22 protein-coding genes and 2 pseudogenes are annotated in these 25,312 nt (G+C 68.4%); 14 read left to right on the top strand and 10 right to left on the bottom strand.

What is annotated here, in order from left to right; all coding sequences use genetic code 11:
* Positions 1-10 precede the first annotated feature (10 nt).
* Together MYXE_RS17590 and MYXE_RS17585 are read right to left on the bottom strand one after the other, a co-directional pair.
* On the bottom strand, positions 11-1,159 hold the full coding sequence (locus MYXE_RS17590; RefSeq protein ID WP_232061640.1) for an Rv3212 family protein: 1,149 nt from the start codon (positions 1,157-1,159) through the stop codon (positions 11-13).
* Entirely contained in the window at positions 1,050-2,690 is a 1,641-nt protein-coding gene (locus MYXE_RS17585) for a DEAD/DEAH box helicase (RefSeq protein ID WP_170288588.1), read from the bottom strand. Before MYXE_RS17585 ends, MYXE_RS17590 begins: the two co-directional genes overlap by 110 nt.
* Before the next feature lie 247 nt (positions 2,691-2,937).
* On the opposite strand from MYXE_RS17585, the gene MYXE_RS17580 reads away from it, so the two are divergent.
* A complete protein-coding gene (locus MYXE_RS17580; RefSeq protein ID WP_003920832.1) occupies positions 2,938-3,633 on the top strand; it encodes a ferritin-like fold-containing protein in 696 nt (231 codons plus the stop codon).
* A 100-nt stretch (positions 3,634-3,733) separates the two neighbouring features.
* Here MYXE_RS17580 and MYXE_RS17575 read toward each other — a convergent pair whose 3' ends face one another.
* On the bottom strand, positions 3,734-4,381 hold the full coding sequence (locus MYXE_RS17575; protein WP_415624492.1) for an MmpS family transport accessory protein: 648 nt from the start codon (positions 4,379-4,381) through the stop codon (positions 3,734-3,736).
* A gap of 179 nt (positions 4,382-4,560) precedes the next feature.
* Here MYXE_RS17575 and MYXE_RS17570 point away from each other — a divergent pair, with 179 nt between their 5' ends.
* Positions 4,561-4,809: a DUF3107 domain-containing protein gene (locus MYXE_RS17570; protein ID WP_003920830.1), complete on the top strand. Its 249-nt coding sequence runs from the start codon at positions 4,561-4,563 to the stop codon at positions 4,807-4,809.
* Here the strand turns inward: MYXE_RS17570 and MYXE_RS17565 are convergent.
* On the bottom strand, positions 4,796-5,476 hold the full coding sequence (locus MYXE_RS17565; RefSeq protein ID WP_085196762.1) for a TetR/AcrR family transcriptional regulator: 681 nt from the start codon (positions 5,474-5,476) through the stop codon (positions 4,796-4,798). The two genes, MYXE_RS17570 and MYXE_RS17565, sit on opposite strands and share 14 nt — an antisense overlap.
* A gap of 202 nt (positions 5,477-5,678) precedes the next feature.
* On the opposite strand from MYXE_RS17565, the gene MYXE_RS17560 reads away from it, so the two are divergent.
* From MYXE_RS17560 to MYXE_RS17550, 3 genes and pseudogenes are all read left to right on the top strand, one after another.
* Entirely contained in the window at positions 5,679-6,704 is a 1,026-nt protein-coding gene (locus tag MYXE_RS17560) for a DUF3152 domain-containing protein (protein ID WP_197904871.1), read from the top strand.
* A 123-nt stretch (positions 6,705-6,827) separates the two neighbouring features.
* Entirely contained in the window at positions 6,828-8,006 is a 1,179-nt protein-coding gene (gene moeZ, locus MYXE_RS17555; RefSeq protein WP_003920827.1) for an adenylyltransferase/sulfurtransferase MoeZ, read from the top strand.
* Between the two features lie 36 nt (positions 8,007-8,042).
* Positions 8,043-8,896: pseudogene (locus MYXE_RS17550) on the top strand (TIGR02569 family protein).
* Here MYXE_RS17550 and MYXE_RS17545 read toward each other — a convergent pair.
* Positions 8,893-9,189, bottom strand: a complete 297-nt coding sequence (locus MYXE_RS17545) for an MGMT family protein (protein ID WP_003920825.1) — start codon at positions 9,187-9,189, stop codon at positions 8,893-8,895. The pseudogene MYXE_RS17550 and the gene MYXE_RS17545 sit on opposite strands and share 4 nt — an antisense overlap.
* Positions 9,186-9,974: an alpha/beta hydrolase gene (locus MYXE_RS17540; protein WP_003920824.1), complete on the bottom strand. Its 789-nt coding sequence runs from the start codon at positions 9,972-9,974 to the stop codon at positions 9,186-9,188. The genes MYXE_RS17545 and MYXE_RS17540 overlap by 4 nt, the downstream gene beginning before the upstream one ends.
* 121 nt (positions 9,975-10,095) lie before the next feature.
* On the opposite strand from MYXE_RS17540, the gene MYXE_RS17535 reads away from it, so the two are divergent.
* On the top strand, positions 10,096-10,458 hold the full coding sequence (locus MYXE_RS17535) for a hypothetical protein (protein WP_232061639.1): 363 nt from the start codon (positions 10,096-10,098) through the stop codon (positions 10,456-10,458).
* Between the two features lie 16 nt (positions 10,459-10,474).
* Here the strand turns inward: MYXE_RS17535 and MYXE_RS17530 are convergent, their stop codons facing one another.
* On the bottom strand, positions 10,475-10,684 hold the full coding sequence (locus MYXE_RS17530; protein ID WP_003920822.1) for a hypothetical protein: 210 nt from the start codon (positions 10,682-10,684) through the stop codon (positions 10,475-10,477).
* On the bottom strand, positions 10,641-11,051 hold the full coding sequence (locus tag MYXE_RS17525) for a MerR family transcriptional regulator (RefSeq protein WP_172468613.1): 411 nt from the start codon (positions 11,049-11,051) through the stop codon (positions 10,641-10,643). The genes MYXE_RS17530 and MYXE_RS17525 overlap by 44 nt, the downstream gene beginning before the upstream one ends.
* 115 nt (positions 11,052-11,166) lie before the next feature.
* Between MYXE_RS17525 and MYXE_RS17520 the strand changes: the two genes are divergently transcribed.
* From MYXE_RS17520 to nudC, 5 genes and pseudogenes are all read left to right on the top strand, one after another.
* Complete coding sequence (locus MYXE_RS17520; protein ID WP_039890103.1) at positions 11,167-11,589, top strand: Hsp20/alpha crystallin family protein; 423 nt, start codon at positions 11,167-11,169, stop codon at positions 11,587-11,589.
* Positions 11,590-11,917: 328 nt separating this feature from the next.
* The gene (locus MYXE_RS17515) at positions 11,918-12,280 is read left to right on the top strand and encodes a J domain-containing protein (RefSeq protein ID WP_039890138.1); all 363 of its coding nucleotides are present in this window, start codon (positions 11,918-11,920) and stop codon (positions 12,278-12,280) included.
* Positions 12,281-12,345: 65 nt separating this feature from the next.
* Positions 12,346-18,723: pseudogene (locus tag MYXE_RS24675) on the top strand (UvrD-helicase domain-containing protein).
* A gap of 57 nt (positions 18,724-18,780) precedes the next feature.
* The gene (locus MYXE_RS17505; protein ID WP_003920816.1) at positions 18,781-19,848 is read left to right on the top strand and encodes a potassium channel family protein; all 1,068 of its coding nucleotides are present in this window, start codon (positions 18,781-18,783) and stop codon (positions 19,846-19,848) included.
* The gene (nudC, locus tag MYXE_RS17500; RefSeq protein WP_085196647.1) at positions 19,848-20,774 is read left to right on the top strand and encodes an NAD(+) diphosphatase; all 927 of its coding nucleotides are present in this window, start codon (positions 19,848-19,850) and stop codon (positions 20,772-20,774) included. The genes MYXE_RS17505 and nudC overlap by 1 nt, the downstream gene beginning before the upstream one ends.
* An 18-nt stretch (positions 20,775-20,792) precedes the next feature.
* Here nudC and mrx1 read toward each other — a convergent pair whose 3' ends face one another.
* The gene (gene mrx1, locus MYXE_RS17495) at positions 20,793-21,056 is read right to left on the bottom strand and encodes a mycoredoxin Mrx1 (protein ID WP_003920814.1); all 264 of its coding nucleotides are present in this window, start codon (positions 21,054-21,056) and stop codon (positions 20,793-20,795) included.
* A gap of 101 nt (positions 21,057-21,157) precedes the next feature.
* On the opposite strand from mrx1, the gene MYXE_RS17490 reads away from it, so the two are divergent.
* From MYXE_RS17490 to MYXE_RS17480, 3 genes are all read left to right on the top strand, one after another.
* Positions 21,158-23,260, top strand: a complete 2,103-nt coding sequence (locus MYXE_RS17490; protein ID WP_161552180.1) for an ATP-dependent DNA helicase UvrD2 — start codon at positions 21,158-21,160, stop codon at positions 23,258-23,260.
* Between the two features lie 98 nt (positions 23,261-23,358).
* Positions 23,359-23,535 (top strand): hypothetical protein, encoded by a 177-nt coding sequence (locus MYXE_RS17485; RefSeq protein WP_161552112.1) that lies wholly within the window; start codon positions 23,359-23,361, stop codon positions 23,533-23,535.
* A gap of 130 nt (positions 23,536-23,665) precedes the next feature.
* Entirely contained in the window at positions 23,666-23,932 is a 267-nt protein-coding gene (locus tag MYXE_RS17480) for a WhiB family transcriptional regulator (RefSeq protein WP_039890099.1), read from the top strand.
* Positions 23,933-23,953: 21 nt separating this feature from the next.
* Here MYXE_RS17480 and MYXE_RS17475 read toward each other — a convergent pair whose 3' ends face one another.
* Positions 23,954-25,297 (bottom strand): macrolide-binding ATPase MABP-1, encoded by a 1,344-nt coding sequence (locus MYXE_RS17475; protein WP_003920810.1) that lies wholly within the window; start codon positions 25,295-25,297, stop codon positions 23,954-23,956.
* Positions 25,298-25,312 lie beyond the last annotated feature (15 nt).

Genomic DNA, 25,312 nt, shown 5'->3' with positions numbered 1-25,312 from the left:
TTGCGTCTGCTCAGCCGGCCGGGCCGAGCGCTACCACGGTGTCGCCGCGTTGCTCGATCACGTGTGACCCCGAAACCGCCGGCATCACCGCTGACGTGCCCGGAGCCCGGTTCACCGGCAGGTAGCGCTCGTTGGCCCCGGTAAGCGGGTCATAGACGCCGATGCCCCCGGTCACCGGGACGAGTAGCCGACCCGCCATCATCGTCGCCGGCCCGAGCGGAACCGCTTGCCCGACAGCGGGAATGGTGTAGCGATAGGTGAGATCGGCCGCATCGAAAACCATGACGGCATCGCCCGTCCACCAGGTCACCAGGTTGCCCGGCCGCGACACCGCGTTCGACCGCGACGGCGGCCGGGGCAGCAGCGTGCTCGCCACCGTGACGCCGGTCTCGTCGACGACCTCAACCCGGGGTTGTGGTGACGGCAGATACACCGCCGTGCTGGTGTCTGACAGGGTCAGCACCCGCGCGCCGGAATCCGGGCCGATGCCGGGTTCGGGCACGTAGCGTTGCTCGGGTTCGTCCTCCTCTTTGGCCGGGCGCAGCAGGGTAAGCCGCAGGTCGGCGGTCTTGGGGCAGGCTTCGAGCACCGACACCGCCGAAGAACTGGCCGCCGCCGACGTCAAGGTGCAGCCGGTATGCAGCCCGTGCGACGACGGTTTCACGCGGGCGTCGATCTCACCGTAGGAGAGCATCCGGACCATGTCCGAGCGCCACAGCTCCAGCCGTGTGATGCCAGCCGACAGCACCGTGGTCCCGTCGGAGGTGACGGTGACGTGCTGGTCGGCGTAGCTGCTGCGGGCCGGCCCGCGCCGGCCGGTAGACCCGTCGACGGTACTGACCTGCCCGCAGCCCCGGTCGTCTCGGTAGACCGCCACGGCGTAGCGGTAGACCCACGACACCGCGCACAGATCGCTGCCGCGTGTGTATCTCCAATGCGACTCGCCGGTGGCCGGGTCGCGCCCGTCCACCGTGCGTTTGTCGCCGGTGACGACGGTGCCGCCGACCACTACTGGCCGACCGGTGGCTGGGCTGGCTGCGGTCCACAGCTCACGCAGCGCGGACGGAACCGCGCGGGCAGGTGTCGGGTTGGGCGCTGGCACCACGGCGGGACGGCTGATGGTGGCCCGGGCGTCGCTGGTCCACCAGATCAGCCCCACAGCAACAGCGACGACAACCGCGATGGCCGCGGCAGCCACCATGTCGGCCCTGGTGCGGCGTTCGGGTCGGACCATCGCCCGCCGGGGGCCACTCAGTTGACGGGCGCGGCGACGCCGGCCGCCTTGCGGGGCGGCGACGGCGGCCACTGTGCGTGCCGTCACCGCGGGGCGGCTCGGTCGCCAGCTCCCCGTTGCTGGTCGGGTGGCCGCTCGCCGGTTTGCCGGCGCGGGTGCGCCGCCGCGACCTAGGCGCGTTGCGCGGCGCGAACCGGTCGTGGTTGGCCTGCGCGGTGCGGGGCGCGCCGACCGTGCCGCCGGCTTCCGGCGGGATGCCCAGCTCGGTGTATAGGTGCGGCGAGCTGGAGTAGGTCTCCGGCGGTTCTGGGCACCCCAGCCCCAGCGCCTTGTCGATCATTGCCCAGCGGGCCAACTCATCCCAATCGACCAGCGTGACCGCGACGCCGGTGCGCCCGGCGCGGCCGGTGCGCCCGATGCGATGCACGTAGGTCTTTTCGTCCTCGGGGCACTGGTAGTTGATGACGTGGGTGACGTCGTCGATGTCGATCCCGCGGGCAGCCACGTCGGTGGCCACCAGCACGTCGATCGCGCCGCTGCGGAAGGCTTTGAGCGCCTTTTCCCGCGCGACCTGGCCCAGGTCGCCGTGTACCGCGCCGACCGCGAAGCCACGCCCGGCCAGCTCGTCGGCCACCTTCTGGGCGGTGCGCTTGGTGCGGGTGAAGATCATGGTGGCGCCGCGGTCGCGGGCCTGCAGCACCCGGCTGACCAGTTCCACCTTGTCGAGCGCGTGCGCGCGGTACACGAATTGGTCGGTGGCGTCGTGTACTGCCGAGGCGTGCGGCGCCTCGGCCCGGATGTGGGTGGGTTGGTGCATGAAGGTGCGGGCCAGCCGGATGATCGGGTTCGGCATGGTCGCCGAGAACAACATGGATTGGCGGTCGTCGGGGATCTGGCGCAAGATGCGTTCGACGTCGGGCAAAAACCCCAGGTCGAGCATTTCGTCGGCCTCATCGAGCACCAGCACCGACAGCTTGCCCAGCCGCAGGTGCCCCTGCTGGGCCAGGTCGAGAAGCCGGCCAGGCGTGCCGACCACCACGTCGGCGCCGGCGCGCAGTGCTTGGATCTGCGGCTCGTACGGGCGTCCGCCGTAGATGGACACCACCGACAGCCCCCGCCCGTGACCAGCGATCAGGTACTTGGCCGCGGCGGCCAAGTCGTCGGAGACCTGCAGGCACAGTTCGCGGGTGGGCACCACGACCAGTGCCCGTGGGTTGCCGCTGAGCCCGGCCTCTGTGGTGATGCGCTGCAGCAGTGGCACGCCGAACGCCAGGGTCTTGCCCATGCCGGTGCGGGCCTGGCCGATCACGTCTTCGCCGGCCAGCGCCAACGGCAGGGTGAGTTCTTGGATGGCAAAAGGGCGTTCAATGCCCTGATCGGTCAAGGCTCGGACTATTTCGTCGCGAACCCCCAATTTGGCAAACGTTGGGGGCGATGCGGTAACAAGGGGGGTCATGCGTGGGCGATAAGCCTTTCGGTGTTGGGTTCAGTCAATCTCGTCGCATTTCGTCGAGTTTCGGGCGTGCACGAGTGTCTGACTCCGAATACGTTGCCGATTCGCAGGCCCTGCGCTGCACAAGGCGGGCCGACTGCGTGCACGCACATAATCGTCCGGTAGCCGTACAGCTGCTACCGCTATCCATCATAGCTGGCCTGCCGTCGGGGCCACCGGTCGCCGTCGCGCCGACGACTAGAGTGTTGCCATGGCTTCGCTTTCGCGCGCCGACCACGAGGCCGGTGCGGTTTCCCCGCGGCTGCCCGCGGATCATCCCGGCGTCAACAAGCTTTTCGCGGTGCTCGCCTACGGCGAGATCGCCGCGTTCTATCGGCTCGCCGAAGAGGCCAAGATGGCGCCAGACCTGCGGGGCCGGATTTCGATGGCGAGCATGGCGGCCGCGGAGATGGGGCACTACGAGCTGCTGCGTGACGCGCTGGAAGGTCGCGGCGTCGACGTGGTCCCGGCGATGGCGGAGTTCGCCTCCGCCCTGGACAACTATCACCGGCTGACCACGCCCAGCACGTGGCTGGAGGCGCTGGTGAAAACCTATGTGGGCGATGCGCTGGCAGCCGATTTCTACCTGGAAATCGCTGACGGGCTGCCCGATGAAGTCGCCGATGTGGTACGTGCGGCGCTGGCCGAAACGGAGCACTCGCAATTCGTCGTCGCCGAGGTGCGCGCCGCGGTGACGCGCAGCAGCAAACAACGCAGCCGGCTCGCGCTGTGGTCTCGCCGCCTGCTCGGCGAAGCGATCACCCAGGCCCAGTACGTTCTCGCCGAGCATGACGAGCTGGTCGACCTCGTCGTGTCCGGCACCGATGGTCTGGCCCAGCTCACCGGGTTCTTCGACCGCGTCCAGCGCACCCACGACAAACGGATGCGCGAGCTGGGCCTGATCTAGCCCGGCCGCGACGCGGGCCTGAGCGCCCGAGCGGCCAGCCAACCGGAACTTGGCCGCCGCGGCTGGGTGATACCTCGGGCGGCGGCGCATCGTCGGAAAGCTAACGCGCGCAGGTCGCGATGATCGTGTTGTTGGTCGACGCGGCGACCATCTGGCCGTCGGCGGTGGTGATTGCGCAGTTCAGGCGACCGGCCAGGCTGGTCGCGATGACGGACTTGGTCTGGACGCCCGGGTTCAGCACGATGGTCTTGCTCCACGGCAACGACACGTTGAAATCGGTCTGCGGCAGTCCCTGCGCATCGGTGTAGATGATGCTGACGACGTCGAAGACCTGCTTTGTGCCTGTTACCGAATAGACGACGGTCCGCGGATCCACCGCCGGCGTCGGGGTAGGTTCCGGCGACGAGGTGGGGCCGACGGTGGGGCTCAACGATTCCGTCGGCGCCGGCGGCGTCAGCGTCGTCACCGTCTCGGGAGGCAGCGGCGCTGCCGTGGGGACGCTCGGCCGTGGTGTGGCGACCACGCGCCGTGTCGGCGGCGGCCCCACCGTGGCCGTGGTCGATGCGCTGTCGCCCCCGTAGACGATCAGCGTGGTCGCGATCACGGCTAGGACCAGCACCGCGGCGGCGATCGCGGCGACGGGACGCCAGCGATGGTCTGCCGCGCCGGCATCGTGGGCGTCGACGTGCGTCTGCTCGTCCGGGTAATCGTGGACGGCGGTATCAGAGTGATTGATGATGCTAATGATGCTGATGGTATCTGTGCCGACCACGGCGATCGTGCTGCCCGGCGGGTGTGTCGGGTGAGATCCCCGCAGCCGGGTGCGTGCCCACGGAACGGCGAGTGGCTGGTGCGCACGGTCGCGGCTGAGTCCACTAGCCTGCTTGCGGGAATGCTTGTGACTGAATCAAGAAACGGAGGGCCGACGTGGAGGTCAAGATCGGTATCACGGACAGCCCGCGCGAGTTGGTCTTCACCAGTGCGCAGACGCCCGACGAAGTCCAAGAATTGGTCACCGCGGCACTGAGCAAGCAATCCGACGTCTTGAGCCTGACCGACGAGCGGGGCCGTCGGTTCGTGATCAACACCGCCAAGATCGCCTACGTCGAGATCGGCGTTGCCGAGGCGCGCCGCGTTGGTTTCGGGATCGGGCTGGAGTCGGCTACGAGCGCGTGAGCGGAACATGCGACAGCCCGCCCCAGGCGAACTGTACGGTGCCTTCCACGGCGTCTTCTTTCGAGATCGGCCGGTCGGCGTCGAGCCAATAGCGGGCGCAGTCGACGCTGATACCCACCAGCCCCACCGCGATCATCCGGGCGCGGTGCGGATCTAGCCCCGAGTCGGCGCTGATTAGGTCGAACACCGCGTCGGTGCACGACTCGGTGGCCACCCGTACCTGCGCGGCGACCTGAGGCTCGGTGACGTAGTCGTTTTCGAAGATCAGCCGGTAGCCCTGATTCTCGTGCTCGATGAAGTCGAAGAATGCTTGCACCGCTGCGCGCAGCCGCTGCCGGTTGTCGGTAGTCGTCCGCAGCGCCTGACGCACGCTGGAGACCAGGTTGTCCACATGCCGCTGGAGCACAGCCAAATACAACTCCAGCTTGCTCGAAAAATGTTGGTAGAGAACAGGTTTACTCACCCCGGCCCGCTCTGCGATCTCATCCATGCCGGCCGCATGGTAGCCCCGGTCGACGAAGATCTCGCTGGCAGCGACCAACAATTGGCCGCGCCGCTCGTCGCGGGGGAGTCGGTTGCCGCGGCGGTTGGCGACTGCGCTGTCCGATCGGTCGTTGTCGACATGCTCGGCGCTACTGCGTGCAGTCGCATTCGCGAGATCGCTCATCAAGTCCTCAATCTGGGTTGTCGGCCACATAACGTTGGCGTTGCCGCGCGGGGCTTGTCCGAATGACACTACTACCCCTGGAGCGTCGCCCCCGGAATTCCCGACGGCCGTCGATGGGTGATGTGTCGGCGGTTTGGCGCATTGTGACCGCTTCGGGCGCGCCAAGAGTCCCAGCTCGCGGCGGCTGTGCCATCCTGGGGCAGTGACCTTTGACCCGGCGCAGCACAGCGGAAGTCGGGTACCCGTCCTCCGCGACGAATGGCGGGAACCGCTGCGTGCACAGCGCGACCCGCTTGGGTGGGGGTCCGGTCGACCGCGCTCCAACCGCGACAGGCAGCGCCGCTGGCGCAAGCAGACCTGGCTCGGTCGGTTTGTGTCCACCTACGGCTGGCGTGCCTATGCGCTGCCGGTGCTGACCGCGCTCACCGCGGTCGTGGTGTATCAGACTGCCACCGGGACCGGTGCGCCGACACCCGCGTCGCAGGATCCGGCGCAGGGGCCCCCCACGATCGGGGCGGTCGGCACGTCGATCATCGACGCTCCCCCTCATGGGTTGACCGAGTTCGCCGCCAACTTGCCGACCGGGCTGTTACCCGCCGGCGGACCGTTCACCGAGGCCGGCGATAAGACCTGGCATGTCGTTCCGGGCACCGTGCCTCAGTTCGGGCAGGGCACGGCCAAGGTGTTCCGATACACCGTCGAGATTGAAAACGGTGTGGATACTGCGACGTTCGGTGGGGATGACGCGTTCGTGAGGATGGTCGACGAGACCCTGGCTAATCCCAAGAGCTGGACGCACAACCCGCAATTCGCGTTCGTCCGGATCGACAGCGGCAAACCCGATTTCCGGATTTCGTTGAGTTCGCCGGTGACGATCCGCGAGGGTTGCGGCTACGAGATTCCCCTGGAAACCTCCTGCTACAACCCTGTGTTCGGGCGCGACGCGCAGCCTCGAGTGCTTATCAACGAGGCTCGCTGGGTGCGCGGAGCGGTTCCGTTTGAGGGCGATGTCGGTTCCTACCGGCAGTATGTGATCAACCACGAGGTCGGCCATGCGATTGGTTACCAGCGCCATGAGCCGTGCGACAAGCAGGGCGCTTTGGCGCCGGTGATGATGCAGCAGACCTTTTCCACGGCCAACAACGACGAAGCCAAGTTCGACCCGGAATGGGTCAAGCCGGACGGCAAGACCTGCCGGTTCAACCCCTGGCCCTATCCGATCGCTTAGCGGCGCGCTGGATCGCGGGAAGCAACGCGGGCCGTGCGCGGTTGATCTGTTTGCCGTCGACGAGGACAACTGCTGTGATGGTTGTGGCTGACGGACGTGAAAATGAGACCGAGGAGATATCCGGTGTCGACATCGTTGCCGCCGCTGGTCGAGCCAGCAGCCGAGCTGACTCGGGAGGAGGTGGCGCGCTATAGCCGCCACCTGATCATCCCGGATCTGGGAGTAGAGGGGCAGAAGCGGCTGAAAAACGCCAGGGTGCTGGTGATCGGCGCCGGCGGCCTAGGCGCCCCTGCGCTGCTGTACCTGGCCGCGGCCGGAGTGGGAACGCTGGGCATCATCGACTATGACGTGGTCGACGAGTCGAACTTGCAGCGCCAGATCATCCACGGCGTGTCCGACGTCGGCCGGCCCAAGACCCAGTCCGCTCGCGACTCGATCGCCGAGGTGAACCCGCTGGTGCAGGTGCGACTGCACGAGACCAAATTGGAGCCGGGCAACGCCGTCGAGCTGTTCAAGCAATACGACTTGATCCTCGACGGCACCGACAACTTCGCGACCCGGTATCTGGTCAACGACGCCGCGGTGCTGGCGAAAAAGCCCTACGTCTGGGGATCGATCTACCGTTTCGAAGGCCAGGTTTCGGTGTTCTGGGAGGACGCGCCGGGCGGGCGTGGCTTGAACTACCGCGACCTCTACCCGGAACCGCCACCGCCGGGCATGGTGCCGTCCTGCGCCGAAGGCGGTGTGCTGGGCATCCTGTGCGCCTCCATCGCCTCGGTGATGGGCACCGAGGCGATCAAGCTCATCACCGGCATCGGCGAACCGCTGCTCGGCCGGCTGATGGTCTACGACGCGCTGGAGATGAGCTACCGCACGATCACTATCCGCAAGGATCCGTCCACGCCGAAGATCACCGAACTCATCGACTACGACGAATTCTGCGGGGTTGTCTCGCAGGAGGCCGCCGATGCGGTCGCCGACTCCGCCATCACCCCGCAGGAGTTGCGCGAGCTGTTGGATTCGGGGAAGAAGGTCGCGCTGATCGACGTGCGCGAGCCGGTGGAGTGGGACATCAATCACATCGACGGCGCGCAGCTGATTCCGCAGTCGTCGATCAACTCCGGCGAGGGCCTGGCCAAGCTGCCGCAGGACCGGATGCCGGTGCTGTACTGCAAGACCGGTGTGCGCTCGGCTGAGGCGCTGGCGGCGGTGAAAAAGGCCGGCTTCTCCGATGCCGTTCACCTGCAGGGCGGAATCGTGGCGTGGGCCAAGCAGATGCAACCCGACATGGTGATGTACTAAACCGATACCCGTCGCTGGCGTGGTTACCCTGACCGTGTGAGTGTCGAGCGGCCGCCCGAGCACGTTTTGGCGGCGTTCGGGCTAAGCGGTGTGCAACCGGTGCCGCTGGGTGACAGCTGGGAAGGCGGCTGGCGCTGCGGCGAGGTCGTGTTGTCCATGGTGGCCGATCATGCGCGCGCCGCCTGGTCGGCCCGGGTTCGTGAGACGCTGTTCGTCGACGGGGTCCGACTGGCCCGCCCAGTCCGTTCCACCGATGGCCGATACGTCGTTTCGGGCTGGCGCGCCGATACATTCGTCGCCGGTAGGCCCGAGCCGCGCCACGACGAGGTGGTCTCGGCGGCGGTGCGGCTGCACGAGGCGACCAGCAAGCTGGAGCGTCCGCGCTTTCTGACCCAGGGCCCGACGGTGCCGTGGGACGACGTCGATGTCTTCATCGCCGCAGACCGCGCCGCCTGGGAGGAGCGTCCACTGCAATCGGTGCCCCCGGCGGCGCGGGTAGCCCCGCGACGGCGGACGCGCAACGCTCGATCGACCTGATCAACCAGCTCGCGCGGTTGCGGCGACCGACCAAAAGCCCCAACCAGCTGGTGCACGGGGACCTGTACGGCACTGTGCTTTTCGCCGGCACGGCAGCCCCTGGAATCACCGACATCACGCCATACTGGCGGCCCGCATCATGGGCGGCCGGCGTGGCCGTCGTTGACGCGCTGTCATGGGGGGAGGCCGATGACGGGCTCATCGAGCGGTGGAACGCGCTGCCGGAGTGGCCACAGATGTTGTTGCGCGCCTTGATTTTTCGACTGGCAGTGCATGCGCTGCATCCGCGGTCGACCGCAGCAGCCTTCCCCGGGCTGGCTCGTACCGCGGCTTTGGTCCGGTTGGTGCTTTAAAAGCGGTGCCGGACTTCGCGCAACGCGACCCTGCCGTCGACCGCGAGCACCCCTTCGCCGCGCAGCAGCTCCAGCTGGCGGGTGGCCAGATGCCGCGCCGGGCGACCCGAGGCGGTGATCACCCGGTGCCAGGGCAGATCGGCGGAGTCGGTACGCATAATCCAACCGACGATGCGCGGGCTGGAAAGCCCTGCGGCGGCGGCGATATCGCCGTAGGTGGCGACCCGCCCGGCAGGGATCGCGGCGACCAGCGCCCGCACCCGTTCGACCTGCTCGTCGCTTACAGCTGTCATAATCGGTCCAGCGTTTCGCGGATCACCGCGGCCACCTCCGCGGGCTTGGCCAACGGCACCATGTGCTCACAGTCGAAGTCCAGCAGGCAGAAATCTGGCCCGAGCCATGCTCGCAGCGCCGCAATGAGCTCGTCGCCGACGTACGCGGGGGAGGTCCACGTGGCGCGTACCAGGGTCGTCGCAGTTCCTTTGGGCGGCAACACAATGTCTCGGGCCAGCTCGCTCCAGTAGGACATCATCGCCGGAAGACTGACCCGCCAGGCATACCGTCCTCCCGGCAGCGCCACCAGGTGCTCGTCGAGTTCGGCGTCGAGCAGTTCCGGGTCGACATCGGCCCACGAGCCGGTCGCCTTCTCCGCGCGTGCCTCCGCGACGTCGGGGTAGTCGGGCGAGGCCAGCATCGCGTCGGCGATCTCGCGCATCCACTGGCCGTCCAGCCCGATCGCGGGGTCGAGCAACACCAGCTCGCCCACTTGGTCCGGGCGTGCAGCGGCCAGATGTAGGGCCACCGCACCCCCGAATGAATGCCCCACCACCACCGTTGGGCCATCGGCGTGCTGGTCGAGCAAGGCCGACAGCGCTTTCACGTTGGCATCGATGGTCCACGGCGCGGCCCACGACGACCTGCCATGTCCGATCAAATCAGGTGCGGCAACAGTGATTTCGGGCAGGTGGTGAGTGGCCAGCCGCTGCCAGCGCTGCCCATGGCCGGTGAGGCCGTGGATGGCCAGCACTTGCACTGGTCCCGACGGGCCATACCGGTGCACGTAGAGGTCGTCGCCCACCCGTCGATGGTGCCAGCCCGGGCAGGCACGGGGTGAACCAGCCTTGGTGGTGGACACATGCGCCAGCCGAAAGCCTGAAATATGTGACCGCAGACACAGGTTGTATCTGCCGACAGCTGGCGTGAACGCCGCCGCGGATCCCGAAGCGAAGGAGGCGATGTTCGATGAACGACTACCGCCGACCCTCCGACGCTCGCCGGGCGGCGCCCGGATTCTCGACACCGCTGAAGGCGTGCTCGTCGCGTTACGTCGGTATCGGCTTGACCGGGCATTCGTCGAAATCATGCAGACGGCTAAGCAACACCACCTCGACCCGGTGAGTCTGGCTGACGCACTGGTCGCCCTTGCCGAGGATCAGGTCAGTGCGGACATCGATGACGCGGCCGCCGCCGTCGCGTTGAGCACATGGGGCCATTTGTTCAGCGCCGACCAACGGGTTCGAGCGTCAGCCGATCTGAACACCTTGGCCGGCGAGGACGCCTAACTCGCGCCGCGACCTCTCACGCCTGACCGTCCAGATCGTCGTCGGGCAGGGGAACGATCGTGGCTTGGTCGATCACGTCGGCCTCGTTGGCGTCCCGCTCGCTGATGTTTGACACATAGTCGGTGTCCAGCACGACCTCGTCACCAGCATCGACGGTGTGGTGCTGGTCGAGGGCGTCGGCCTCAGGTGCCTCGTCGACTCGCAGGATCTTCTCGACGTCCGCCATGACCGGAACTCCTCCCCTTCTGTCCCGCAGTGGTGCGGGATGCCCGCTTTCGGCCGGCTTTCAATTTCGCGTACTCGGACTGCAACTGGGTGTGGTCGGACTCCAGCTGAGTGTTCCTATTCTCCAGGTCGAGTATGCGTGCGATGCCGGCCAGGTTTACTCCTTGGGAGACAAGTTCGGAAATCCGCTTCAGACGTCGCAGGTCATCGTCGCTGTAGCGGCGCACACCCCCGTGGGTGCGCGACGGCCTCAGCAGTCCCCGGCGCTCGTAGAGACGCAACGTCTGCGGCGCAATTCCAGACAGTTCGGACGTCACCGAAATGCCGTACACCCCACGCGCTGATCGTGGCAACGAGTCGTCGGTCAACCGGTCCTCCAACTGGACATCGAAGGTACTGCTACTTGCATAACTATATCATGCGTGGTATCAAAAAAGCTATGTCAGCAGACATAGATCATCTGCTGTAGCTGGGAGGTGAAATATGGTGTTGATGCGCACAGACCCGTTCCGGGACTTCGATCGCTGGACTCAGCAGATACTCGGTACGGCGGCCCGGCCCGCGGTCATGCCGATGGACGCGTGGCGCGAGGGTGACACCTTCATCGTCGAGTTCGATTTGCCTGGTGTGAAAGCGGATTCGCTTGACCTAGACGTCGAACGCAACGTGCTCACTGTCCGCGCCGAGCGGCCCGACCTCGACCAGAACCGTGAGATGGTGTCGGCTGAGCGGCCACGCGGGGTGTTCAGCCGTCAGCTCTTCCTCGGCGAGAACCTCGACACCGACAAAATCGAGGCCAGCTATCACGACGGGGTATTGCGTCTCACCATCCCGGTGGCGGAGCAGGCAAAGCCCCGTCGCATCGAGATCAGCCGCGAGGCCGAGCGCACCGCGATCAACGCCTGACCTCCTCGGCGCATCTGCCCCATCGGCGGCCAGGCAGCGAGCGCCTCCGCGGCCTTGGTGCTCGCGGCAGTTCGGCTCATGTCAGGAGGTGATGCCCCGGCTGATCGAGACGGTTAACACCGACGCAGAGACACGTGTGCGTTCCGCGGGTGTGGCTACGTACCGAGAACGCGACTGACGCAGCACGGCTGCGTGCGCACCGCCACCTGTCGTGGCACTTGCAGCGGACGCACCAGACGTCAGGGTGGGTGCGCATAAAATGGCACCCGAGGGCGTGCCCACCCTGCCATGCCTTCGTCGGGGCGGTGGAAAGACCCGGTTGCCGATGATGACGGATCCATACGCAGTGCTTGGCGTGTCGCCGACCGCTAGCCAGGACGAAATCACGCATGCCTACCGGCGGGAGTTACGTGCCAATCACCCGGACCTGCGCCCGGCCGACTCGAATTCGGGTGCAGACGAGCGGCTGCGCCAGATTCTTGCTGCCTACGCCCTGCTGCGTGACCCGCGCCGGCGTTCCGACTATGACCGCACCTATCTCGCCCACAAAGGCGAGCCTTACGTCGCCCACAAACGCAGCCCTCGTGTGACGCACAACAGCGCCCCGCCCGTCGAGGTGCCCGTCGTGAATATCGGCTTCCCCGACCGACGCCCGCCGCTGCGCGTCGGACCGGTTCGCTGGCATCGATGAGCGCTTAATCTGCCGCCTGGGCGCTCAGCGCCGGACCTGTCAGACCCCCGTGGTCTCATGCGGGCATGAATCGCTGGGACGCGCATGCGCGGGCTGTGCTCGATCCTGGCCTGCGTGGGCGGGTTCGTATTCTCGGTGGGCCGGGAACCGGCAAAACCACCCTGCTGGTCGATGCTGCGGCAGCTCACATCGGCGCTGGGGCTGATCCCGAATCGGTTCTGCTGCTTACCGGTTCGGGGCGTGTCGGGACGCGTGCACGCAGCGCGTTGACAACCGCGCTGTTGCGCTCGCGCGCGGATGGCCCGTTGCCGCCGGTGGTGCGCGAGCCGCTTGTGCGCACCGTGCACAGTTATGCGTTCGCGGTGCTGCGGCTTGCCGCCCAGCGCGCCGGCGACGCGGCACCGCGGCTGGTCACCACCGCCGAACAAGACGCGATCATCCGCGAACTGCTGGCCGGCGACATCGCAGATGGGCCGCCGCCGCGGTCAAGTGGCCCCAGCAGCTGCGTCCGGCATTGGGCACCGCCGGGTTCGCCGCCGAACTTCGCGACCTGCTGGCGCGTTGCGCCGAGCGCGGGGTCGATCCCCTGCAACTCCAGCGGCTGGGCCAGGTGCATGGTCGCCCCGAATGGATCGCCGCCGGCCAATTCGCGCAACAGTACGAGCAGGTGATGCTGCTGCGTGCCGCGGTCGGAACGGCGGCGCCGCAGGCCAGGATTCCCGCGCTGGGAGCGGCCGAACTGGTCGGCGCGGCCCTGGACGCCTTCGCTGCCGACCCTCAGCTGCTGACCGCGCAGCGCGACCGGATTCGGCTGCTGCTGATCGACGACGCCCAGCAGCTGGACCCGCAGGCGGCCCGGCTGGTTCGAGCGCTGGCGGCAGGCGCCGATCTCGCCCTGATTGCGGGCGATCCCAGCCAGGCGGTGTTCGGTTTCCGCGGCGGCGACCCGGCCGCATTGCTGGCCGACGACTCACCCTCGGTGAGGCTGACGGTGTCGCGGCGCTGCGCCCCCGCTATCGCTGCTGCCATCACCGAGATCGCGCGTCGGCTTCCCGGCGGCGACGGCGCGATCAGCGGGTCGGGTCCCGATTCAGGTTCGGTGACAGTGCATTTGGCCGCCTCAGCGCACGCGGAAGCGGCGATCATCGCCGACACTTTGCGGCGTGCCCACCTGATCGACGGCGTGCCTTGGTCACACATGGCGGTCCTCGTCCGGTCGCTGCGGCGGGCACCTGCGATGTTGGCGCACGCGCTGGCCCGGGCCGGTGTTCCGGTGACCGTGCCCGCCGGCGGCGGCTCGCTAGCCGAACAGCCTGCGGCCAGGGCCCTGCTCACCGTGCTGGCGGTGACGGCTGACGGGTTGGACGCCGAGCAGGCGCTGGGCCTGCTGACCGGGCCGATCGGGCGGCTGGACCCGGTGTCGCTGCGCGCCCTGCGGCGAGCGTTGCGCCGCCTCGCCCCCGATTGCGGCGTCGATGATGTGCTGGTGGCCGCGCTCACCGGCGACGAACCGCCCGGTTTGACGGCCATGCAGGCGCGCCCGTTGCGCCGGGTGCGCGCCGTGCTGGATGCCGCCGCCCGCTGTCACCGGGCGGCCAAGATCCGCGCTACACGCTGTGGGCGGCGTGGCAGCGGTCGGGTTTACACCGTCGGTGGGTTTCGGCCAGCGAGCGCGGCGGTCCCGCTGGCGCCCAGGCCGCGCGGGACCTCGATGCAGTGACCGCGCTGTTCGAGGTCGCCGACGACTACGTGTCGCGAACCGCGGGGGCATCACTGCGCGGGCTCGTCGCCCACGTCACCGCCCTGCGACTGCCCGCCCTCCGGCCCGACCCGGTAGGCCCCGTCGAGCAGGTCAGGGTGCTCAGCGCGCACGCGGCGCTGGGACACGAGTGGGATCTAGTGGTCATCGCCGGTCTACAGGATGGCTTGTGGCCCAACACAATCCCGCGTGGGGGAGTGCTGGCCACCCAGCGGTTGCTGGACCTGTTGGACGGGATTGGCGAGCACGCTTCGGTGCGGGCTCCGCTGCTGGCCGAGGAGCGCCGATTGCTGGTGGCGGCGATGGGGCGCGCTCGTCGGCGGCTGGTGGTGACCGCTGTCGACGGCGATGCCGCCGACCCCGGTGCGTCAGCCGACACCGAGGTGCCTTCGCCGTTTTTCTTCGAGGTGGCCCGGTGCGCCACCGGCGGCGACGGTCCCGACCCCGCGCCGGTGGTATCGCCGCGGCTGCTGTCGGCGCCGGCGGTGGTGGGTCGGCTGCGCAGCGTGGTCTGTGCGCCCGACGGTGAGGTCGATGATGCTGAGCGCACCAGCGCCGCAACACAATTGGCGCGATTAGCCCGAGCCGGTGTGCCGGGCGCCGACCCAGCGCAGTGGCAGGGACTCATCCCGGTCAGCACCACCGAGCCATTGTGGGGCGGCGACGATCGTGTGATCACCCTGACGCCGTCGAGCCTGCAGACGCTCACCGACTGCCCGCTGCGCTGGCTGGTCGAACGGCACGGCGGAACCGACCCGCGCGATCTGGGCGCCACCCTGGGGTCGTTGCTGCACGCGCTGATCGCCGAACCGGGCAGCAGCCAGGCGCAACTGCTGACCGAGCTGGAGCGGGCGTGGGAACACCTGCCGTTCGAGTCGCCGTGGTATGCCGCCAACGAGCTGGCCCGTCACCGCGCGATGATCGAGGCGTTCCTGGCGTGGCGGGCGCAGAGCCGCCGCGAGCTCACCCAGGTCGGCGTCGAGGTGGACATCGACGGCGTCGTCGAGACAGCGGGCGCCGCTGGTGCTCGCGTCCGGTTGCGCGGCCGGATCGACCGCCTAGAGCGCGACGCGGCGGGCCGGTTGGTAGTCGTCGACGTCAAAACCGGCAAGACGCCGGTCAGCAAGGACGACGCGCAACGGCACGCCCAGCTGGCGCTCTATCAGCTGGCCGTCGCCGAGGGCCTGCTGCCGCACGGCGACGAGCCCGGCGGCGCCCGGTTGGTCTACCTGGGCAGAAGCGGGCCCTGCGGGCCGGCCGAACGCGAGCAGGATCCGCTGACGCCGGCAGCCCGCGACGAGTGGCGCCAGCTGGTCGGCCGGGCCGCCGCGGCAATGGCCGCCCGCGGTTCATCGCCCGGGTCAACGACGGCTGCCCGCATTGCCCGATGCGGCCAGGCTGCCCCCGCCCACGCCGGGGGCCCACGGTGACGGCCACGCTGCCGCGTTACAGCCCAGCCGAATTGGCTCGCGCGCTTGGGCTTTTCGAGCCCACTGCAGAACAGGCCGCCGTCATCGCCGCGGCGCCCGGGCCGGTGGTGGTCATCGCCGGGGCCGGGGCCGGCAAAACCGAGACGATGGCCGGGCGGGTGGTGTGGCTGGTGGCCAATGGCTATGCCGCGCCCGATCAGGTGTTGGGGTTGACGTTCACCCGCAAGGCAGCCGGCCAGCTGCTGCGCCGGGTCCGCTCCCGGCTGGCCCGCCTGGCCGGCCTGGGTGTGACCGGCGAGACCGAGCCCGCCGCCGCGCCGACGGTCAGCACCTACCACGCCTTCGCCGGCGCGGTGCTGCGCGAGCATGGTCTGTTGCTGCCGGTCGAACCCGACACCCGGTTGCTGGGTGAGACCGAGTTGTGGCAGCTGGCCTTCGACGTCGTCAGCAGCTACCGAGGCGAGTTGCGCACCGACAAGAGCCCCGCCACGGTCACCGCGATGGTGCTGCGGCTGTGGAGCCAGCTCGCCGAACACCTTGTCGACACCGAACAGCTGCGCGACACCCACGAAGAGCTAGCGCTGCTGGTGAACACCCTGCCCGCCGGGCCCTACCAGCGAGAGCGCGGGCCCAGCCAGTGGTTGCTGCGACTGCTGGCCGCACAGACCGAGCGGGCCGGGTTGGTGCCCCTGGTCGATGCGCTGCACCAACGGATGCTCGCCGAAAAAGTGATGGACTTCGGGTTGCAGATGGCCTGGGCCGCGCGGCTGGCCTGTAACTTCCCGCAGGTCGGCGCCCAGCTGCGGGACCGCTACCGGGTGGTGCTGCTCGACGAATACCAGGACACCGGGCACGCCCAGCGCGTCGCATTGTCGGCGTTGTTCGGTGGCGGGGTCGATGACGAGCTGGCGTTGACGGCCGTCGGCGACCCGATTCAGTCGATCTACGGCTGGCGCGGTGCCTCGGCGACCAACTTGCCGCGGTTCGCCACCGACTTCCCCCGATCAGACGGCACGCCCGCGCCGATCCTCGAGCTGCGCACCAGCTGGCGCAACCCGCCGCGGATCCTGCAGGTGGCCAACGCCGTGTCGGCGGAGGCGCGGCGTCGATCGGTCGCGGTGCGAGCCCTGCGGGCCCGGGCGGGCGCCCCCTCGGGCACGGTTCGGGTGGCGTTGCTGCCCGATGTGCAGACCGAACGCGAGTGGATCGCCGACCATTTGCACCACCGGTATCAGCGGTGCCGCGCCGAGGGCATCGCGCCGCCAACCGCCGCGGTACTCGTGCGGCGAAACGCCGACGCGGCGCCAATGGCCGAGGCGCTGCGGGGCCGCGGCCTGCCGGTGGAGGTGGTGGGGCTGGCGGGTCTGCTGTCCGTTCCTGAGGTCGCCGACCTGGTGGCGATGCTGCGATTGGTCGCCGACCCGACCGCGGGGTCAGCGGCGATGCGGGTGCTAACTGGTCCACGGTGGCGGCTCGGGGCGCGCGATATCGCCGCGTTGTGGCGGCGCGCCCAGGAACTGGCGGCGACTTGCCCGGCGGTCCGCCGTCGCCGGCCGAGCAGATCGCCGCGGGGTCAGGCCCCGACGCCGACCAGGCATGCCTGGCGGACGCGATCAGTGATCCCGGGCCGGCCAGCCGGTATTCGCCGGCGGGCTATCGGCGCATCGTCGCATTGGCCAACGAGCTGACCGTGCTGCGCGGCCATCTCGCCCACCCGTTGCCCGACCTGGTCGCCGAGGTGCGCCGGGTGCTGGGTGTCGACTGCGAAGCCCGAGCGGCGCAGCCGGTGCACGGCGGGTGGGCCGGGGCCGAGCATCTTGACGCGTTCACCGATGTGGTCAACGGCTACGCGGAACGGGCCACCACATCGCCGGCCCTCTGCCCGGCTTCGGTGGCCGGCCTGCTGGCCTACTTGGACACGGCGGCGGTCGTCGAAAACGGGTTACCGCCCCCCCAGCTCAGCGTCGCCCCCGACCGGGTCCAAGTGCTCACGGTGCATGCGGCAAAGGGGTTGGAGTGGCAGGTGGTGGCGGTGCCGCACCTGTCGACCGGGGTGTTCCCGTCCACCGCGTCGACTCGCACCTGGCTCACCGACGCCGCAGACCTGCCGCCGTTGCTGCGGGGCGACCGCGCGTCGGCGGGCCTGCCCGGTGTCCCTGTCTTGGACACCTCGGGAGTCGTCAACCGAAAACAGCTGTCTGACAAGATCTCCGCGCATCGCCGCTTGCTCGAGCAACGCCGCGTCGACGAGGAGCGCCGACTGCTGTATGTGGCGATTACCCGAGCCGAGGACACCCTGCTGCTGTCCGGCCATCACTGGGGGGCCGCCGGAACCAAACCGCGCGGGCCGTCGGATTTCCTCTGCGAACTCAAAGAGGTGATCGACCGCTCTGCCGCCGTCGGCGAGGCCTGCGGAGAGGTGGAGCAGTGGGCGGCGCCGCCCGCAGCGGGCGAACTAAACCCGTTGCGCGAAAAGACTATCGAAGCAACATGGCCCGCTGATCCGCTTGGTGAGCGCCGCGGCGATGTCGAGCGCGGAGCCGCGCTGGTGGCCGCGGCAATGGCCGCGGATCCACCAGCGGACCCCCGGCGGTTGGACGGCCGACGTCGACGCGTTGTTGGCCGAGCGGGCACGCGAGTCGCGGCAACGCCCACCGGCATTGCCTAATCAGTTGTCGGTCAGCGACGTCGTCGAGCTGGACCGTGACCCGGTCGCCGCTCGGCGCCGGCTGACTTGTCGGCTACCGGCGCGGCCTGATCCGCATGCCTTGTTGGGCAATGCTTTTCATGATTGGGTCCAGCGCTTTTACGGTACCGAGCGGCTCTTCGACCTCGACGATCTCCCCGGCGCCGACACCGGTGCCGCCCGGGCCGATGCCGAGCAACTCGCCGCGCTGCAGGCGGCATTCACCCGGTCACCTTGGGCGGCCCGCACACCGGTAGCCGTAGAGGTGCCGTTCGAGATGGCCCTCGGCGACACGGTGGTTCGCGGCCGGATCGACGCGGTGTTCGCCGACCCGGACGGCGGCGCCACCGTCGTGGACTGGAAAACCGGTGAACCACCGGAGGGGCCGCAGGCCATCGGGCATGCCGCGGTGCAACTCGCCGTCTACCGGCTGGCATGGGCGGCGTTGCAGGGCTGCCCGGAATCCGTGGTGCGCGCCGCGTTCTACTACGTGCGCAGCGGGGTCACGGTCGTGCCGGACGCGTTGCCGGGACCTGACGAGCTGGCCGCGCTGGTGAGCGACAAGTGAGCGACACCTCGCCGTAGCAGTCGTGGTTACATTGTCTCGTGCGCCAGGTGATGACGGATGGCCGCGGCGAAGGCTAGGCTGGCGGGTCTCGACGACACGCTGACCGGCCGACCCGGCCACGCACTGGTCGGCGTGTTGCGAATCCCGGAAAGCCATGTCAGCCCGGTTCGCATCATCGTGCGCCGGGTGGCCATCGCCGTGGTGGTGTTGCTGGCCGCGGCCCTAGTGGTCTACGTCGGACGCGGCGGCTACCGCGACCTCAAGGGCGGGCCGCTGACCTTCCTGGACTGCGTGTACTACGCGACGGTGTCGCTGTCGACGACCGGTTACGGCGATATCACGCCGTATACGGAATACACCCGTCTGGTCAACGTCGTCGTCATGACACCACTGCGCATCGCATTCCTGGCCGTGCTGGTCGGCACGACGCTCGAGGTGCTCTCCGAGCGGTCCCGGCAGGGATGGAAGATCCAGCGTTGGAGGAGCAGAGTGCGTAACCACACTGTCGTCATCGGCTACGGCACCAAAGGCAAAACAGCGGTAGCGGCCATGCTCAGCGACGAAGTGGCCCCCAGCGACATCGTCGTCGTCGACACCGACCAAGCCGCGTTGGACCACGCGTCGGCGGCGGGGTTGGTCACCGTGCATGGGGATGCCACCAAATCCGACGTGTTACGGCTGGCGGGCGCACAGCATGCGGCGTCGATCGTGGTGGCCGCCAACCGCGACGACACCGCCGCGCTGGTTACCTTGACCGCCCGCGAGATCGCGCCGAAGGCCAAGATCGTCGCCTCCATCCGCGAAGCCGAAAACCAGCATTTGCTGCGGCAGTCGGGCGCGGACTCGGTGGTGGTTTCCTCCGAAACCGCTGGTCGACTGCTCGGGATTGCCACCACCACCCCCCGCGTCGTGGAGATGATCGAGGATCTACTGACGCCGCAGGCGGGGTTCGCAATCGCTGAACGCCAGGTGGAGCAAAGCGAAGTGGGCGGCTCCGCGCGGCATCTGCGTGACATCGTGCTCGGCGTGGTTCGTGACGGTCAGCTGCTGCGCGTCGACGCACCAGAGGTCGACGCCGTCGAGCCGAGCGACCGGCTGCTCTATATCCGTAGCGTGGGCCACTAGTGGATTTCCGGCTGCGCAGCACCCCGTTGCTGTCCCGCGTGGGCGCCGACCGCGCCGACCACCTCCGCGCCGACGTCGACGCCGCTGCCGCAGCATGGCCGAAAGCCGTTGTGCTACGTGTGGATTCGCGAAACCAGGTGTTGCTGGCCAATGGCCGGGTGGTGCTGGGTGCGGCCGCGGTACTGGGCGACAAACCGCCGCCGGACGCGGTGTTTCTCGGCCGCATCGAGGACGACCGCCACGTGTGGGCGATCCGCGCTCCGCTGGAAGCGCCCGACAACCCCGACGACCTCGACGTGCGCGTGGCAGACCTGCGGCGTGCGGGACAGCTATTCGACGACCTCAGCGCGCAATTGGTGTCGTGTGCCGTCGCGCTGCTGAATTGGCATGACAGCGCTCGCTTTTCGTCGGTGGACGGTTCGCCGACCAGACCGGTCCGGGCCGGGTGGGCGCGGGTCAACCCGCTCACCGGTCACGAGGAGTTCCCCCGCATCGACCCGGCGGTGATCTGTTTGGTTCACGACGGCGGTGACCGCGCGGTCCTGGCCCGCCAGACGGTGTGGCCACCGCGGATGTTTTCACTGCTGGCCGGATTCGTCGAAGCCGGCGAGTCGTTCGAGCTCTGCGTTGTGCGGGAAGTTCGTGAGGAGATCGGGTTGACCGTGCGCGACGTTCGCTATCTGGGCAGCCAGCCGTGGCCGTTCCCGCGCTCGCTGATGGTGGGTTTCCACGCGATAGCTGACCCCGATCAAGAGTTTTCGTTCAACGACGGCGAAATCGCCGAGGCGGCGTGGTTTTCTCGCGACGAGGTGCGCAAAGCACTGGATGCCGGCGACTGGACTAGTGCCTCAGGCTCCGAACTCCTTCTGCCCGGCTCGGTTTCGATCGCCCGTCAGATCATCGAATCGTGGGCCGCGCTGGACTGACCTCCCCGGCTCGGCCAGTCAACCCGCCAGATCGGCGAGCTTTGCCTTGACCTCACCCACACCGGGGTTGGTCAGCGTCGACCCGTCGGCAAATTTGACTGTAGGAACGGTCCGATTGCCGCCGTTGACCGAACCGACGAACTCCGCGGCCGCGGCGTCTTGTTCGATGTCGACCTCGTGGTAGGTGATCCCTGAGGCCTTCAGCACTGTCTTGAGTCGATGGCAGTAGCCACACCACGGCGTGGTGTAGATGGTCAGCGGAACCTGAAAAGCATGGGTCATAGCCGCTTCAACATAGACGGTGTCGCCGGTATTGCACGAACCGATATCCGCGGCGTGGCGCTACCGCCGGTTTGTCGGTGGCCGCTGCCAAGATGGACGCCATGCCGGCTGCCGCTGACCCCTTGACCGCCGGCCTCGACGACGAGCAGCGCGAGGCGGTGCTGGCTCCCCGAGGACCGGTCTGCGTGCTGGCCGGTGCGGGAACCGGCAAGACACGCACCATCACTCACCGGATCGCCCACCTGGTCGCCGGCGGTCACGTCGCTGCCGGGCAGGTGCTGGCGGTGACGTTCACCCAACGCGCGGCCGGCGAGATGCGCGCGCGGCTGCGCGCACTGGACGCCGCCGCCCGGACCGGTGCCAAGGTCGGCTCGGTGCAGGCCTTGACGTTTCACGCGGCCGCGCATCGCCAGCTGCGATATTTCTGGCCGCGGGTGGTCGGAGACCGGGGCTGGCAGCTGCTGGACAGCAAGTTCGCGGTGGTGGCGCGCGCGGCAAACCGCGCTGGGCTGCAGCCAAGCACCGACGATGTGCGTGACCTGGCAGGCGAAATCGAGTGGGCCAAGGCGTCGCTGATCAGCCCCGAGCAATACCCGTCGGCGGTGGCGCAGGCCAGTCGTGACACCCCGCTGGCCGCCGCGCAGGTCGCCGCGGTGTACGAGGCCTACGAAAGCCTCAAGGCCCGCGCTGACGGGCCGGCCCTACTCGACTTCGACGACCTGCTGCTGCACACGGCGGCCGCGATCGAGGACGACACGGGCGTCGCCGAAGAATTCCGCGACCGCTACCGCTGCTTCGTGGTCGACGAGTACCAGGACGTCACGCCGCTGCAGCAGCGGGTGCTTTCGGCGTGGCTGGGCGACCGCGACGACCTGACCGTCGTCGGCGACGCCAACCAGACCATCTACTCGTTCACCGGAGCCTCGCCGCGTTACCTGCTCGACTTCCCGCGGCGATTCCCCGAGGCCACCGTGATACGCCTGGAGCGCGACTACCGGTCCACCCCGCAGGTGGTGTCGCTGGCCAACCGGGTAATCGCGGCCGCGCGTGGCCGGATGGCTGGCAGCAGGCTGCATTTGACCGGGCAGCGCGACCCCGGACCAGCCCCGTCGTTTCACGAACATCCCGACGAGGTCGCCGAGGCGGCTGCGGTGGCGGCCTCGATCGCGAAACTCATCGAGTCCGGCACACCGCCCGCCGAGATCGCGGTGCTGTACCGGATCAACGCGCAGTCCGAGGTCTACGAGGAGGCGTTGACCGAGGCCGGCATCCCCTACCAGGTCCGCGGCGGCGAAGGGTTCTTCAGCCGCCAGGAGATCAAGCAGGCGCTGCTGGCCCTGCAGCGAGCCGCCGACCGCGGCGCAGACGGCGAGCTTCCCCAGTTGGTGCGCGGTGTACTGGAACCGCTGGGACTGACCACCCGACCACCGGCCGGAGCCCGGGCCCGGGAGCGTTGGGAGGCGCTGGCCGCGCTGGCCGAACTGGTCGACGACGAGGTGGCCCAGCGTCCACAACTGGATTTGCCCGGTCTGCTCGCCGAGCTTCGCGTGCGCGCCGACGCCCGCCATCCCCCGGTGGTGCAGGGTGTGACCCTGGCGTCACTGCATGCGGCGAAGGGTCTGGAATGGGACGCGGTGTTTTTGGTCGGCTTGACCGACGGCACGCTACCTATCTCGCACGCGCTGGCACACGGCGCGACCAGCGAACCCGTCGAAGAGGAACGTCGACTGTTCTATGTCGGAATCACAAGGGCGCGTGTGCATTTGGCGCTCAGCTGGGCGCGGTCAAGGAATCCGGGCGGACGACCGAGCCGCAAGCCGTCGCGGTTTCTCGACGGGATCGCCCCGCAGGCTGGTCCCGACCGGGCGCCGAGCACACCGCGGCGCGGTCGCGGACCCGTGCCGCGGTGCCGCGTCTGCACCGGTGTGCTGACCACCCCGGCGGCGGTGCTGCTGCGCCGTTGCGAGACCTGCCCCGGTGACGTCGACGAGGTGTTGCTGCAGCGGCTCAAGGACTGGCGGTTGCGCACCTCCAAGGACATGAACGTGCCGGCCTACATCGTCTTCACCGACAACACGTTGCTGGCAATCGCCGAAATGCGGCCCACCGACGAGGCCGCGTTGGTCGCCATTCCCGGCATCGGCGCGCGCAAGCTGGAGCAGTTCGGGCCCGACGTGCTGCAGCTGGTCCGCACCGGCCAGTGAACCCGCGCAGCGGGTTGCCACCGAATATCCAGGTCGGAAAATCGGTTGTCGGCTGGGTCTGCGACCGTTTAGCCTCGAAGCCGCGTATCGGTGACGCCATGCGGGTCGAGCATGCCGGAAGGAGGGTGCCCACGATGGTCAACACCAGTGTGTTCGTAGCCGTGGCCGGCGCCCTGCATGCCGCTCATCCCGCTGCCGCGGTCGCCGCATCGGCGGCAGTGCGCAAGCACCGCGCCGCCGCGACCGAAATGTCCGTGGATCGAGGCTTCACGTAAGTCCCAGCTAACCGGCAACGCCTGGCCACGGACCCCGATGAGATCCGTGGCCAGTCGTTTCCCGCACCCGCCACCTGGTCCGGATCTCCCGACATGACAGCCACTCGACCAGGAAGCAGGTGAATACCACATGTCGACCCTGACAGTCCGCAGAGGACCGCGGCCAAAGTTGCCGTGTCATCGCGACCCCGACTTGTGGTTCGCCGACAGCCCAGCGGACCTGGAGCGCGCCAAGGCGCTGTGCACGCAGTGCCCCATCCGTCGCCAATGCCTGGCCGAGGCGCTGGAACGCGGCGAGCCGTGGGGCGTGTGGGGCGGTGAAATCCTCGAGCGCGGAACGATCGTGAGCCGCAAGCGGCCCCGTGGGCGTCCGCGCAAGGAGGTCGTCGCGGCCTAGCCCAGCGACCGCGTCAGCGGGCTAGACCACCGCCGTGTCGGGTTCGGCGAAGCCGGGGATCAGCTCCTCCGACAGTGCCTTCATCGGCACGTGGGCGTCCAGCTGACACAAAATCGCGCCCACCGAAGCGATCACCCGCATCGGGATCGCCAGCTTGGCCGGCAAATCCAGCTGCCGCACCGTCCTGATCTGTGCCGCCGACCGGTCGATTCGACCCACGGTCATCCGTTGCAGCCACTTGCGCGTGTAATGGAAGACCTCGACCTCGATGGGTTCGACGTACTGGCGCAGCATGTCGTCGATGTCGCGCACCGACACCTGCTGGCCCTTCTGGATCAAGCCGGCCTTCTCCATCGTCGGCAACAGCAGGTCGTAGTTCTTCTCGCGGGCCAGCCGAATCGACATCCCCAGCTCGACGGGAAAGCCGCCGGGTAGCGGCGCCACGGCACCGAAGTCGATGACCCCCATCCGACCGTCGGAAAGCAGCATGAAATTGCCGGGATGGGCGTCGCCGTGGATCATCTCAAGCCGCCGCGGCGCGTCGAACGTGAGCTCTGCCAGCCGGGTACCCATCAGGTCACGCTGTTCGGTGGTGCCGTGGCGGATGATCTCGGCCATCGGTATGCCGTCGATCCACTCCTGGATCACCACCTTCGGCGCGCTGGCGACGATGTGCGGCACCAAAAAGTGCGGGTGGTCTTGGTAGGCCTTGGCGAAGGCACGCTGGTTGTCGGCTTCCAGCCGGTAGTCGAGTTCCATCTCGGTGCGTGAGATCAACTCGTCGACGATGCCTTCCACGTCCGCTCCGGGTGCGAGCTGCTTGAGCACCCCGACCATGCGGTGCATGGTTTTCAGGTCGGCGCGCAACGCCTCGTCAGCACCCGGGTACTGGATCTTGACGGCGACCTCGCGACCGTCGTGCCACACCGCTTTGTGAACTTGCCCGATGCTCGCCGAGGCGATCGGGGTGTCGCCGAAGTCGAGGAACCGTTGCCGCCACTTGGTGCCCAGCTGCGCGTCGAGCACGCGGTGGACCTTGTGGGCTGGCAGCGGCGGGGCATCCTTCTGCAGCTTGGTCAGCGCTTCGCGGTAGGGCTCGCCGAACTCCTCGGGAATCGCGGCCTCCATCACCGACAACGCCTGCCCGACCTTCATCGCGCCGCCCTTGAGCTCACCGAGCACGGTGAACAGCTGATTGGCGGCCTTCTCCATCAGCTCGGCGTTGACCTCATCCCACGACTTGCCGGTCAGCCTTTTGCCGAACCCCAGCGCTGCCCGACCGGCGAAGCCGACCGGGATACTGGCCAGCTTCGCGTTGCGCGCCGCACGGCCCCGTTTGATGTCTGTCACAGATCCATCATCCATGACAGGTGTCCAGGC

This window comes from Mycobacterium xenopi, from assembly GCF_009936235.1.
Lineage (GTDB): Bacteria > Actinomycetota > Actinomycetes > Mycobacteriales > Mycobacteriaceae > Mycobacterium > Mycobacterium xenopi.
The sequence above is the reverse complement of the archived record's forward strand: the minus strand, read 5'-3'. Positions and strand labels throughout refer to the sequence as shown.

Bases quoted from the DNA above. Each gene is read 5' to 3' on its own strand.
- MYXE_RS17585 (WP_170288588.1), bottom strand. From the start codon at position 2,690: ATGACCCCCCTTGTTACCGCATCGCCCCCAACGTTTGCCAAATTGGGG.
- MYXE_RS17580 (WP_003920832.1), top strand. From the start codon at position 2,938: ATGGCTTCGCTTTCGCGCGCCGACCACGAGGCCGGTGCGGTTTCCCCG.
- MYXE_RS17565 (WP_085196762.1), bottom strand. From the start codon at position 5,476: ATGAGCGATCTCGCGAATGCGACTGCACGCAGTAGCGCCGAGCATGTC.
- MYXE_RS17545 (WP_003920825.1), bottom strand. From the start codon at position 9,189: ATGACAGCTGTAAGCGACGAGCAGGTCGAACGGGTGCGGGCGCTGGTC.
- MYXE_RS17530 (WP_003920822.1), bottom strand. From the start codon at position 10,684: ATGGCGGACGTCGAGAAGATCCTGCGAGTCGACGAGGCACCTGAGGCC.
- MYXE_RS17520 (WP_039890103.1), top strand. From the start codon at position 11,167: ATGGTGTTGATGCGCACAGACCCGTTCCGGGACTTCGATCGCTGGACT.
- MYXE_RS17515 (WP_039890138.1), top strand. From the start codon at position 11,918: ATGACGGATCCATACGCAGTGCTTGGCGTGTCGCCGACCGCTAGCCAG.
- MYXE_RS17505 (WP_003920816.1), top strand. From the start codon at position 18,781: ATGGCCGCGGCGAAGGCTAGGCTGGCGGGTCTCGACGACACGCTGACC.
- mrx1 (WP_003920814.1), bottom strand. From the start codon at position 21,056: ATGACCCATGCTTTTCAGGTTCCGCTGACCATCTACACCACGCCGTGG.
- MYXE_RS17490 (WP_161552180.1), top strand. From the start codon at position 21,158: ATGCCGGCTGCCGCTGACCCCTTGACCGCCGGCCTCGACGACGAGCAG.
- MYXE_RS17485 (WP_161552112.1), top strand. From the start codon at position 23,359: ATGCGGGTCGAGCATGCCGGAAGGAGGGTGCCCACGATGGTCAACACC.
- MYXE_RS17480 (WP_039890099.1), top strand. From the start codon at position 23,666: ATGTCGACCCTGACAGTCCGCAGAGGACCGCGGCCAAAGTTGCCGTGT.
- MYXE_RS17475 (WP_003920810.1), bottom strand. From the start codon at position 25,297: ATGGATGATGGATCTGTGACAGACATCAAACGGGGCCGTGCGGCGCGC.